Genomic DNA, 11,118 nt, shown 5'->3' on the forward strand with positions numbered 1-11,118 from the left:
CCACTGGGTTTCCGGGGCCCCGATCGGCCGGCCTTCCCCGACATTCCCGTACGGGCGGGCAGCGGTGGGCCGGAGGTCGGGTCCGCAGCGGCGTCCAGGCGGTCAGGCCGTCACGCGGCACGGGTCGTCGCCTTCACGGTTTCCGAGCGGAAGCCGTACCCCACTTCCGGTGCCAAGCCGTGATAGTGGCGGAAGTTGTAGATCAGCGGGCTCCAGAGTGCGGGGTCGATGTGATGGGTGCCCGGTACGACGATGCGTTCGTCGGCGTGGACGCGCAGCACCTCGCACTCGACGCTGAAGAAGAGCCCCGCTCCGCCCGGCGTCAGCGCGCGGGCCCGTGCCTCCAGCTGGAGCCCGCACTCGGCGACCCGTGGCGGCTTCACGATGTGGGAACCGACCGGGGTGAGCCCGGACGCGGCGAACTTGTCGGGCTCGTACCGGTACACCGCCCGCTTGCTCTCGGGCACCGGGTTGGCCCCCGTGAGCGGTGCCAGGCGCTCCACCCGCTCCCACAGTTCCGGCGAGGCGACGTTGATCACCACTTCGGAGCGCGCCGCGAGGTTGCGCGCGGTCTGGCTCTCGCTGCCCACACCCAGCACGATGTGCTGCCCCAGCGCCCAGGCGGAGGAGACCGGGGCGAGGTTGAACGTGCCGTCGTCGTTCTCGGTGGTCAGCAGGACCACGGGCGTGCCGAAGTAGAGGATGCTCGGCCGGATCACTCGGTGGGTGTCAGTCGTCATGCCGCAAGACGCTAGGGGCAGGACGTTTCGGTGCGTGCCGAAGTATCGGCCGACGACAATGGTGCTTCCGGTGACCGGCGGCCTGCCGGCCGGGGACCACAAGGACCGGCACCGCTCTGCGCGCCTGGCGGGCTCCTCCGTCGCCGTGATGATCCAGGCTCTTGCCGCCCGGGCACCGCAGCGGCTCACCCCGCTCCGCTCCCTCGTCGCCGCCCGCCGGTACCGTGCCGTGGCCTTCGCCCGCACCTGCTACGGCCGACTGATCAGATGCCGATGCGCGCGGTGATCCGGGCGGTGTCGGGGCGCGCGAGGACACCGGCGCGGACGCCCGAGATCACAGCCGATCGGCTCACCGGCGGCGCGGCTCCGGTGCATCTGCTGCGCCCCGCGCCCCACCGCGTCTCCATGGATGTCAGGCGGCGCCGAGTGGGACCCGTGGGCTTGGCCGGGGTGTCTCTTTGTATCCGTCCGGTCGTTCGGCGGCTCATTCGCGTTCGGATGGCGGACGACGGGCGGAACGTCCGGCGGTGCGCAGACGTCCGGCGACGTGCGCCGGCATCAGCGGGGCGTGTTCCGCAAGGTGCTCCAGGAAGGATGCGGTGACCGGATCCGGGCTGGTGCGGGTGTATCCGGTCAGTTGCCGGCGCAGGGGCGGATCGGGGCGCAGGAAGGCGCCGGCGAAATGGGGCGGGATGGTGTTGGCGGGCACGAGCGTGGGACCGAGCCCGGCCGCCGCGTACCCGATGGCCGACGGCGCCTGTTCGGTGCGTACCGCGACCCGGGGGTGGAATCCGGCGGCGTCGCAGGCCTGTTCGAGGATGTCGGACAGGCCGCTGTCCGGGGTGAAGTGCACCCACTCCCGCTCGGCGAGATCGGACAGCCGGACACGCGGTGCCCGGTCGGCGAGCGCCACCGGATCGTCGGACCGGGTGACGACCAGGAACTCCTCGGCCCCGATGTGCCGGGCGGTGCCCTCCCAGTCCTCCGGCAGGGGGCCTACGGCCACGTCGGCTTGGCCCGCGGTCATGGCCTGCGCCATCTCGTCGCTCCGGCGGTGTTCGAACAGCCGGATACGCACGCCCGGGTGCTTCCGGCGCCACACGCCCAGAACCGTGGGCAGCACACCCGAGCTGACCGAGTAGAGCGTGGCCAGGTGCAGCTCACCGGTGGACACGCCGGCGGCACGGCGGGCGGACACCGTGGCCCGGCCGGCCTCGGCCAGCGCGGCCCGGGCATGGGGCAGCATCGACCGGCCGGCCGGGGTGAGCCGCACACCGCGCGGCAGCCGTTCCAGCAACGGGCCGCCGACCTCGCGCTCCAGTGCCTGGAACTGGTGGGAGAGACCGGGCTGGGTGACGTTGAGGCTCTCCGCGGCGCGGGTGAACGATCCCTCGTCCACGATGGCCACCAGATACTCCAGCTGTCGCAGCGTTGCCATGTGCTCAGCTTATAGAAAGGATGCTACGGAGTTGTTGGACTCATGGCCTGCCGCGGGAGCACGATGGGCGGCACGACTTCCCCGTGAACAACGCGAACAACCAACCCTGGAAGTGAAGCCCCTCCCATGAACCAGACCACCATGCGGGCCGTCGGTTACCGCGAGAGCCTCCCCGTCGACGCCCCGGAGAGCCTGATCGACGTGGAACTCCCCGTCCCCGAGCCCGGCCCGCACGATCTGCTGGTCAAGGTCGAAGCCGTGGCCGTCAACCCCGTCGACTACAAGGTCCGGCGGAACACCGACCCGGGTGGCGGGATCAAGGTGCTCGGCTGGGACGCGGCGGGCACCGTGGTCGCTGTCGGCGAGGAGGTCGAGCAGTTCCGCGTCGGCGACGAGGTGTACTACGCCGGGGCCCTGGACCGGGCCGGCGCCGACTCCGAGTACCACACGGTCGACGAGCGCATCGTGGCCCTCAAGCCCGCCACGCTGTCCTTCACGGAAGCCGCGGCCCTGCCGCTGACCTCACTGACCGCCTGGGAAGGCCTGTTCGAACACCTCGGCCTGGAGAACGGCGGGCTGAACCAGGACGGCGCCCTGCTGATCACCGCCGCGGCCGGAGGCGTCGGTTCCATCACCGCCCAGCTGGCCCGCGCCCTGACCAGCCTGACCGTCCTCGGCACCGCCTCCCGTCCCGAGACCGTCGAGTTCGCCACCCGCATGGGCGTACGGCACGTCATCGACCACCGCGAGCCCCTGGTTCCGCAGATCGCCGAAGTGGTCCCGAACGGTCTGACTCACGTGTTCAGCACAGCCAACACCGACGGCAACCTCGGCGCCTACGCCGAAGCCCTGCGCCCCTTCGGCCGGATCGTCGCCGTCGACGACTTCGACTCCCTGCCCATCGGCGTGCTGAAGGCCAAGAGCATCTCCTACCACTGGGAGTTCATGTTCACCCGCTCCATGTTCCGGACCCCCGACCAGGACCGGCAGCGGCACATCCTCACCCAGGTCGCCCGTCTGGTGGACGCGGGCATCATCACCACCACCGCCGTGCGGGACCTCGGCACGATCAACGCGGCGAATCTCCGTGAGGCGCACCGCGTCATGGAGTCCGGCACCGCCATCGGCAAGATCACCCTCACCGGCTTCTGAGCCGATCACTTGTACCGGTCACTTGTACCGGTCACTTGTGCCGGCCATCTGAGCCGGTCACCGCCGACGGGCCCCGGCGCCCCGTGGCCCGTCGCACGTGGTGACGCATCGCGGCCGGTCCTTCCTTGCTCCCTTCCCGCCGTTCCGGCGTCGGTCATCCGGCCGAAGCGTGGGCGTCGGACCGTCCCGGCCGGTCCGCCGGGCGTACGGGGAGCGCGAGCAGGCCCCGGGAGCGCATGGACGGTCGTCGGCGCAGGTGGTGCGGGGGGACGGCGAGCGACAGGCCGGGGAAGCGGTCGAAGAGCGCGGTGAGTGCGATGCCCGTCTCCATCCGGGCGAGCGGAGCGCCGAGGCAGTAGTGGATGCCGTGTCCCAGCGCCAGGTGCCCGCCGGCGTCCCGTCCGATGTCGAGCCGGTCGGGGTCGGGGAAGCGGCGCGGATCGCGGTGCGCTGCGGCGAGCGACAGCAGGACCGTCTCACCGGCCGGGATGGTGACGCCGCCGATGACGATGTCCTCGGTGGGGAAGCGGCGGATCGCCAGGGGCACCGGACCGTCGTAGCGGGCCAGTTCCTCGATCGCCCGGTCCAGCAGAGCGGCATCGGCCCGCAGCGCGGCCAGCTGCTCCGGGTGGGCGAGCAGTGCCGCGATCGCGTTGCCGATCAGGTGCACCGTGTTCTCGTACCCAGCGATCAGGACGAGGAAGGCCAGTGACATCAGCTCGTCCTCGCTGAGCCGGTCCTCCTGGTCACGTACGGCGATCAGCGCGGACAGCAGGTCGTCGGCCGGATGGGCGCGCTTGTCGGCGATCAGCCGGGTGAAGAAGGACAGCAGGTGGCCGACCGCCTCCCCGGCCCGTTCCGGCCGCGTCGCGTCGGGCGCGAACAGGGCGTCGGTCCAGGCACGGAAGTCGGCGCGCCGGTCCTGGGGCACACCGAGGAGGTCGCAGATCACGATGATCGGCAGCGGAGCGGCGTACGAGGGGATCAGGTCGACCTCGTCCTGCCCCGCCAGGGAGTCGAGCAGCCGGTCCGCGGTGCGCCGGATCGGCTCCCTGAGCGCTTCGACGCGGCGGGGGGTGAAGGCCTTGGAAACCATACGCCGGATACGCGTGTGGTCCGGCGGGTCCATGTTGAGGAGGTTGGCGTCCAGCGCGGGTGGCAGGGCCATGCCCCGGTAGCCGCCCGGAGTCGCGTTGCGCTTGTCCAGGGACAGCCGGGGATCGGCGAGCGCCTGGCGGACGTCGTCGTACCGTGTGACCAGCCACGCGGGAAGCCCGTCCGTGCCGGTGATCCGGTGGACCGGCCCCTCCTCACGCAGCCGTCCGTAGACGCCGTAGGGATCCTCGAACAGCTCACCGGGATCAACGGCGGGCGTCGTGGGGGAGGTTGGGTTGCTCATTGCGACAGCTAAGCAGATCCGGTGCTGGTTGCGGCGGCTGGGGCGGCGAGGTCGCGAGGGTCCCTTCGAGCCGGGCCGGCGAGCGGCGACGGTCCGGGACGGAGCCGGCCGCAACGCGCGCGTCCCGGTACTCCCGCTGGGTCCACCCACCACCGCAGGCACCGCCCGGACTTCGGGTGGGACGGGCACCGGCAGCGGATCGCCGACCGGCGACCTCGCTCGACTGCCCCTGGAACTGGCCCGCAACTCGTGCGGCGACAGCGGCATCATCCACAGCGGCTACGCCGTATGACCGGCGTTCCGAGTGGGTGGCCGTGCTCCGCGCCGACGGCTCCCGAGAGTCGGCTTCCGGCAGCGAAAGCCCGGCCCCTGCTTCGCCGCCACGACCGGTCCGGCACGGCGAACCGGCCTGCCCCGGCCGCACTCGGTGACGGTGGCCGGGATCGGAGCGTGTCATGCCCCCGCCACCCGCGCGTTCGCGGTATCGGTCAGCTCCCTGTTGCCGTCGGGTGGATGTGCGCGGCTCGCAGGAGCGTCGCCGCGCCGCGGACCGCGGCGGTGTGCGGGGCGGGGACCGTGTGCAGCCGTGCGGGGAGCAGGGCGCTGAGCCGGTGCCGGATATCGGGACGCAGGGCGCCTCCGCCTGCCAGGAGGATGTCGCGGCGCAGGGCGTCGGCGGTCAGCGAGGTGTGATCCTGGTGGAGCATCACGGTCAGCATCCGGGCGACCGCTCCGGCGATGTCCCCGGTCGTGGTCGTATCGTCCAGGTCGCTGGTGCCGAGGGCGGTCCGGCGCGCGTCGGTGACGGCGCCGTCGCTCAGCAGCACCACCTCCGTGAGGTGGGCGCCGACGTCCACCACCAGCAGCGGGCGAGTCAGGTCCGCACCGGAGGCGAGGGCGATGCCCCGCGCACTGGGCACGGTGAGGACGGCACGTGGTCGCAGCACCTCGACCGCGACGCGGGCCTGGGCACGGTAGGCGAGCCCGTCGAGAACGGGTGCGGTGACGATGACCACGGGGCGTACGAGGCGGGGCAGGCGGTCCTCGAGCAGGCGCCGCAGCATCCGGGCGCAGCCGGGGGTGTCGATGATCGTGCCGCGCTGGATGGGATGGACCGCGTCCGCACCGGGGAAGGTCACGGTGGGCGCGTCCACGACCACCCCGCGGCCGACGATCACGACGCGGGTCCGGGCGCTGCCCATGTCCAGGGCGATGCCGCGGCAGTGCCGGCACAGCGGCCAGGGCCGGTGCCGCACGGGGGCGGCCTGCGGGCGCCGCCCGCCGGTCACGGGGCGACCTCCTTGGCCTGCCGGCAGCGGGCACAGTAGCGGGCCTGCGGCACGATCTTCAGGTGTTCGGGATCAATGGTGCGCCGGCACCGGCGGCAGATGCCGTAGGTGCCCTCGTCCATGCGTTTCAGGGCCGCCTCCACGTCGGTGAGCACCATACGCGCGGACGCGGCGAGCTTGGCCCCTACTTCGGCCCGCGCGGCCGTCTGCGGTGCCCCTCCCCCGGCCCGGGCGGCCGGGGGCTGCGCGAGCCGGCGCAGCTGCTCCCGGCGGAACAGGCGCTGCTCGTTCAGGTTCTCGCGCAGCGCGGCCAGGTCTTCGGCCGACAGGACGGTCGTACTCCCGCCGTGGGTCCGGTGGTTCACCTTGTCACCCCTCGTCATGGTGCGGCGATGAAAGACGCGTGCGGGTGATGTCAGGTCGTGCGGAGCCGGCAGGCGACGCAGTAACGGGTGTGGGGAAGGATCTCCAGCCGTTCCTCGGGAATCGGCTTGGCGCATGCCAGGCAGGTGCCGTAGGTGCCGTCCTCGAGACGGGCGAAGGCCTCCGCGATCTCTTCGAGGGTCTGCTTCATGGCGGCCTTCTGCTCGGACAGCAGGGGGTCGTCCGTGCTGCGTCCGCTCTCGTCGAGCGCCTGGACCTGTGCGAGCCGGGACGAGCGTGCGTGTTCCAGGCGCCGCCGCACCTCGTGCGCGTGGAGACCGGCCCGGGTGGCGTCGAGTGACATGGCTGTTTCCTTTCTCGCGGCGTACGGCTGTCCCGAGCTCGTACGGACACGTGCTTCCGGGGCCGTAGGGCACCGGCGCGCCGGTGCTGTGGCAGGGCGCGGGTGGCCCGGCGGCGCGTCCGGACCACCCGCTGGTGGGGTGACCTCTTCCAGCCTGGCCGGGCCGGCCGCCCTCGCCTATCGGGCGCGGGCCCCATTTGCGTGGGGGCGGAGGATCCATACGTGCCGCCATGGGTGGTCGCCACCAGGGCGAATGGGCTCCACGCCCCATGGACGGCGCGCGTCGGCAGGGGCAGGCCGGCCGCGGGCCCACTCGAGCGTTCCGGCACCATGAACGCCGGTGAGGATGCCGCGACGCCCGACAGCGAGGGCGGACGGCATGGTGAAGGGGAGGCGCGAGCCTGTGTCGTTGTTCTGGCGGATTTTCGCCCTGAACGCCGTGGTGCTGGGTACGGCCACGGCGCTGTTGCTGTGGGCGCCGGTGACCGTGTCGGTGCCGGTGGTCCTCACCGAGGCGGTCATCCTGGTGGGCGGCCTGGTGGTCATGCTGGTGGCCAACGCCGTGCTGCTGCGGCTCGGCCTCGCCCCGCTCGGCCGCCTGACGAAGCTGATGGCCACCGTGGACCTGTTGCGCCCGGGCCAGCGTCTGACCACGCAGGGCGGCGGCGAGGTCGCCGAGCTGATCCGTACGTTCAACGCCATGCTGGAGCGGCTGGAACAGGAGCGGGCCACCAGCAGTGCCCGGGTCCTGATGGCCCAGGAGTCCGAGCGCCGCCGTATCGCTCAGGAACTGCACGACGAGGTCGGGCAGAGCATAACCGCGATCCTGCTGGGGCTGAAGCGGGCCGCGGACAACGCTCCCGAGCCGCTGCGCGAGGAGCTGAGGGAGGCTCAGGAGATCACCCGGGAGAGCCTGGACGAGGTACGGCGTCTGGTGCGTCGGCTGCGGCCCGGCGTGCTGGACGATCTGGGGCTGGTCAGCGCGCTGACCTCGCTCGCGGAGGGTATCGCCACGCACACCGGGATGCGGGTCGGCCGCCGTTTCGACGCCGAGTTGCCCGCACTGGACCCGCAGACGGAGCTGGTCCTCTACCGCGTCGCGCAGGAGTCGCTGACCAACGCCGCCCGGCACGCGGACGCGGAACGGGTCACCGTCGCCCTGCGGCACGCCGAAGACAACGTGGTGCTGGCCGTCACCGACGACGGCTGCGGCATCACGACGCTACGGGAGGGCGCCGGCATCCGTGGCATGCGCGAACGGGCCCTGCTCATCGGCGGCAGCCTGGAGATCACCCCGACTTCCCCCGCCGGCACCCGCGTCACGCTCACCGCGCCCGTCTCCAGGAAGCAGCCCTGACCATGTCCGACATCCCCACGACCGACCGCACCGGCACGGGCTCGAAGGCGATCCGCATCCTGCTCGCCGACGACCACGCCCTGGTCCGCCGCGGTGTGCGGCTCATCCTCGACCAGGAGCCGGACCTCGAAGTGGTCGCCGAAGCCGGCGACGGCGCCGAGGCCGTCGAACTGGCCCGCTCCCGCGACGTCGACCTCGCCGTGCTCGACATCGCCATGCCCCGGCTGACCGGACTGCAGGCCGCCCGTGAGCTCGCCGCGCTTGTGCCGGGCCTGCGCATCCTGATGCTGACCATGCACGACAACGAGCAGTACTTCTTCCAAGCGCTCAAGGCGGGGGCCTGCGGGTACGTCCTGAAGTCCGTCGCCGACCAGGATCTGGTCGCCGCCTGCCGGGCGGCGATGCGCAACGAGCCGTTCCTGTATCCGGGCGCGGTCACCGCGCTGATCCGCAACTACCTCGCCCGCGTCCGAGGCGGCGAGGAGACCGCCGACCAGATCCTCACCCCTCGTGAGGAGGAGGTCCTCAAGCTGGTCGCCGAGGGACATTCCTCCAAGGAGATCGCCGACCTGCTGTTCATCAGCGTCAAGACCGTCCAACGGCACCGCGCGAACCTCCTGCAGAAGCTGGGCCTGCGCGACCGCCTCGAACTCACCCGCTACGCCATCCGCGTCGGCCTGATCGAGCCCTGACCTCCCGCCGGGCTCGCCGTCGGCACGTCCCCCTCCGCCTCCACCGCGGCGCCCGCAGTCGTCGCACGGCAGCGCCACCGCCTGCGGGGGCCGTGAACGGCACCGCTCCGAAACGCGCACGCGCGCCGCACGCCCGGGTGGCCGGCCGGTCGTCCGGCCACCCGGGCAGCCCTCCTCGGGCGAGCGGCCACGCCTTGGGGCGCTTACGGCTTCTGCGCGACTCCGACGTAGAGGGGTACCTGTTCGCCGGCGAACTCCTGGTCCGGCTCCGGATGCCAGTCGGTGACTACTTGGACACCCGGGTCGATCAGGTCGAGCCCGGGGAAGAACCGGGTGACTTCCTCTCGTGAGCGCACCTGGGCGGGAATGCCGCTCTTCCGGTAGATCTCGACGGCCTTGCCCCAGCCGGCAGGGTCGAAGTCTCCCGTCACGTGCGACAGCACAAGGAAGCTGCCCGAGGGCAACGGGGCCATGAGCTCGCTCACGAGGTCGTACGGTCTGAACTCGTCGGAGACGAAGTGCAGAAGGGCCACGAGTGAGAGGGCGATGGGCTGCTCGAAGTCGAGGATCTCCCTGGCCCCTTCGATGATCTTGTCGGGCTCGCGGACATCGGCCTCGATGTACTTCGTCGCCCCCTCGGGCGTACTGCTCAGGAGGGCCTCCGCGTGACGGAGAACGATGGGGTCGTTATCGACGTAGACCACGTGTGATCGCGGGTTGACCGCTTGGACGACCTGGTGGAGGTTGGGCTCGGTCGGGATACCGGTACCGACGTCGAGGAACTGATGCACACCGCGTTCGGCCAGGAGCCGGACAGCCCGGTTCATGAAGCTCCTGTTGGTCCGAGCGGCGGCCCTGATCGCGGGCAGGAACGATATGACCCTCTCGGCGGCTTCCTCGTCGACGGGGTAACTGTCCTTGCCGCCCAGGTAGTAGTCGTACATGCGGGCCGGGTGGGGGCGGCTGGTGTCAATGGGCTTCAACGTCATCGCTGTTCCGTTTTCCCCTTTGTCATCGGAAGTGTGCCGTCGGGCTCGGCGATCTCTCCCTGATTATGGATCAGCGCAGGCCCTTCGGGGCCGGTCGGCCGGCCCGGACGGAGGGTGACCTCGGCGGGGGCGAACGCGTACACACGGAAGGGCCCCGGCGTCTGCCCTCACGCTGGTGCCCCGTCTGTCAAGTCGGACGAGGGGACCGCGGGTCAGGCGTGCATGCCGCTTCCTGGGCGGCCATGACCTCGTCGCCGTGTTCGAAGGCCCAGGCGCCGACAGCGTCGATGGGCTCCAGCAAGGTCCGGCCCAGAGCGGTGAGCCGGTACTCGACCCGTGGTCGAGCGGCGGGGTCTGCCAGCCGCTCGACCAGTCCGTTGAACTGCAGCCGGCGCAGAGTCTCGGTGAGGACCTTGGAGCTGATGCCCCCGATCCGCTCCCGCAGTTCGACCGGGCGCCTGGGGCCATCGCGCAGTGCCCAGAGCACCACGGCGTTCCAGGTGTTGGAGAGCAGGTCGAAGGCGAGTCGGGCACGGCAGTCGGCGAGGAAGGCGTCGGTGTCGGTCGTCACGTACCAAATGGTGCCCGAACCGCCTTCTAACGTCGGCGTGAACGGCGAAGCAGGCTTGGAGAGGAAACGCGTGATGAGAATCGGCGTACTGGGCACGGGCAACATGGCCGACGCGCTCGCCACCCACTGGGCGCGGGCCGGGCACCAGGTGATCATCGGGGGACGGAACGCGCAGAAGGCGGAACGGCTCGCGATGCGCATGGGAGGCCACGTGAAGCCTGCCGGTCTGCGCGAGGCGGCCGAATTCGGTCAGGTCGTGCTGGCCGCGTTGCCCTTCGGGGCGGGAGCGGACGTGGCACGGGACCTGGACGCGGCCCTGGAGGGAAAGGTGCTGCTCGACTGCTCCAACCCGGTCGGCCCGGGCTTCCGGTTGCTGACGGAAGGAGGCCCCTCAGCCGCGCAGCGACTTGCCGCGGCGGCACCGGGCGCTCATGTGGTCAAGGCTTTCAACCTCTGCCACGAGGACGTGTGGCGCATGCGCCCGCCCGTCTTCGATGGGCGGCCACTGGCCGTTCCGGTCTGCGGGGACGACGAGACGGCCCTCGCGCGCGTACGCGAGTTGGTGCGGGACATCGGCTGTGACCCTGTGTCCGGCGGCGGTCTCGAGCGTGCGGGACTCCTGGAAGCGACCGCCGCGCTGTTCATCGCCCTGTGGGTCGGCGAGGGAGCGGATGTGCAAGCGGTCGCACCTCCGCTGGCCTATGCGGCCGGCCCGAGCCACCGGGACACGGAAGGTGGCACGGGGGTTTCCGTCAGGAAGCCTT

General features: G+C 71.4%; 13 protein-coding genes. 5 read left to right on the plus strand and 8 right to left on the minus strand.

From position 1 onward, the window contains the following. Nucleotides 1-110: 110 nt before the first annotated feature. Nucleotides 111-740 (minus strand): flavin reductase family protein, encoded by a 630-nt coding sequence (locus H5J33_RS11650; RefSeq protein ID WP_181794824.1) that lies wholly within the window; start codon nucleotides 738-740, stop codon nucleotides 111-113. Between the two features lie 70 nt (nucleotides 741-810). On the opposite strand from H5J33_RS11650, the gene H5J33_RS11655 reads away from it, so the two are divergent. Continuing rightward, nucleotides 811-1,026 (plus strand): hypothetical protein, encoded by a 216-nt coding sequence (locus tag H5J33_RS11655; protein WP_181794825.1) that lies wholly within the window; start codon nucleotides 811-813, stop codon nucleotides 1,024-1,026. A gap of 198 nt (nucleotides 1,027-1,224) precedes the next feature. Here H5J33_RS11655 and H5J33_RS11660 read toward each other — a convergent pair whose 3' ends face one another. Beyond that, a complete protein-coding gene (locus H5J33_RS11660) occupies nucleotides 1,225-2,178 on the minus strand; it encodes a LysR family transcriptional regulator (protein ID WP_181794826.1) in 954 nt (317 codons plus the stop codon). A gap of 126 nt (nucleotides 2,179-2,304) precedes the next feature. Here H5J33_RS11660 and H5J33_RS11665 point away from each other — a divergent pair, with 126 nt between their 5' ends. Next, nucleotides 2,305-3,330 (plus strand): zinc-binding alcohol dehydrogenase family protein, encoded by a 1,026-nt coding sequence (locus H5J33_RS11665; protein ID WP_181794827.1) that lies wholly within the window; start codon nucleotides 2,305-2,307, stop codon nucleotides 3,328-3,330. A gap of 154 nt (nucleotides 3,331-3,484) precedes the next feature. Here H5J33_RS11665 and H5J33_RS11670 read toward each other — a convergent pair whose 3' ends face one another. From H5J33_RS11670 to H5J33_RS11685, 4 genes are all read right to left on the minus strand, one after another. Next, nucleotides 3,485-4,729, minus strand: a complete 1,245-nt coding sequence (locus H5J33_RS11670) for a cytochrome P450 (protein ID WP_181794828.1) — start codon at nucleotides 4,727-4,729, stop codon at nucleotides 3,485-3,487. Between the two features lie 488 nt (nucleotides 4,730-5,217). Continuing rightward, a complete protein-coding gene (locus H5J33_RS11675; RefSeq protein ID WP_309485382.1) occupies nucleotides 5,218-6,018 on the minus strand; it encodes a rod shape-determining protein in 801 nt (266 codons plus the stop codon). Next, nucleotides 6,015-6,401 (minus strand): TraR/DksA C4-type zinc finger protein, encoded by a 387-nt coding sequence (locus H5J33_RS11680; RefSeq protein WP_181794829.1) that lies wholly within the window; start codon nucleotides 6,399-6,401, stop codon nucleotides 6,015-6,017. Before H5J33_RS11680 ends, H5J33_RS11675 begins: the two co-directional genes overlap by 4 nt. Before the next feature lie 32 nt (nucleotides 6,402-6,433). Continuing rightward, nucleotides 6,434-6,745: a TraR/DksA C4-type zinc finger protein gene (locus H5J33_RS11685; protein ID WP_181794830.1), complete on the minus strand. Its 312-nt coding sequence runs from the start codon at nucleotides 6,743-6,745 to the stop codon at nucleotides 6,434-6,436. A gap of 403 nt (nucleotides 6,746-7,148) precedes the next feature. On the opposite strand from H5J33_RS11685, the gene H5J33_RS11690 reads away from it, so the two are divergent. After that, nucleotides 7,149-8,102, plus strand: a complete 954-nt coding sequence (locus H5J33_RS11690) for a sensor histidine kinase (protein ID WP_181794831.1) — start codon at nucleotides 7,149-7,151, stop codon at nucleotides 8,100-8,102. A gap of 2 nt (nucleotides 8,103-8,104) precedes the next feature. Beyond that, a complete protein-coding gene (locus H5J33_RS11695; protein WP_181794832.1) occupies nucleotides 8,105-8,794 on the plus strand; it encodes a response regulator transcription factor in 690 nt (229 codons plus the stop codon). 203 nt (nucleotides 8,795-8,997) lie between these two features. Here H5J33_RS11695 and H5J33_RS11700 read toward each other — a convergent pair whose 3' ends face one another. Both H5J33_RS11700 and H5J33_RS11705 read right to left on the minus strand, forming a co-directional pair. Beyond that, a complete protein-coding gene (locus tag H5J33_RS11700) occupies nucleotides 8,998-9,783 on the minus strand; it encodes an SAM-dependent methyltransferase (RefSeq protein ID WP_181794833.1) in 786 nt (261 codons plus the stop codon). Between the two features lie 187 nt (nucleotides 9,784-9,970). Further along, nucleotides 9,971-10,354 carry a helix-turn-helix domain-containing protein gene (locus H5J33_RS11705; protein ID WP_309485383.1) on the minus strand — a complete coding sequence of 128 codons (384 nt, stop codon included), beginning with the start codon at nucleotides 10,352-10,354 and terminating at the stop codon, nucleotides 9,971-9,973. 73 nt (nucleotides 10,355-10,427) lie between these two features. On the opposite strand from H5J33_RS11705, the gene H5J33_RS11710 reads away from it, so the two are divergent. Then, a partial coding sequence (locus H5J33_RS11710; protein ID WP_181794834.1) for an NADPH-dependent F420 reductase occupies nucleotides 10,428-11,118 on the plus strand: 691 nt, incomplete at its 3' end.

The organism is Streptomyces sp. WELS2, from assembly GCF_013870595.1.
GTDB lineage: Bacteria > Actinomycetota > Actinomycetes > Streptomycetales > Streptomycetaceae > Streptomyces.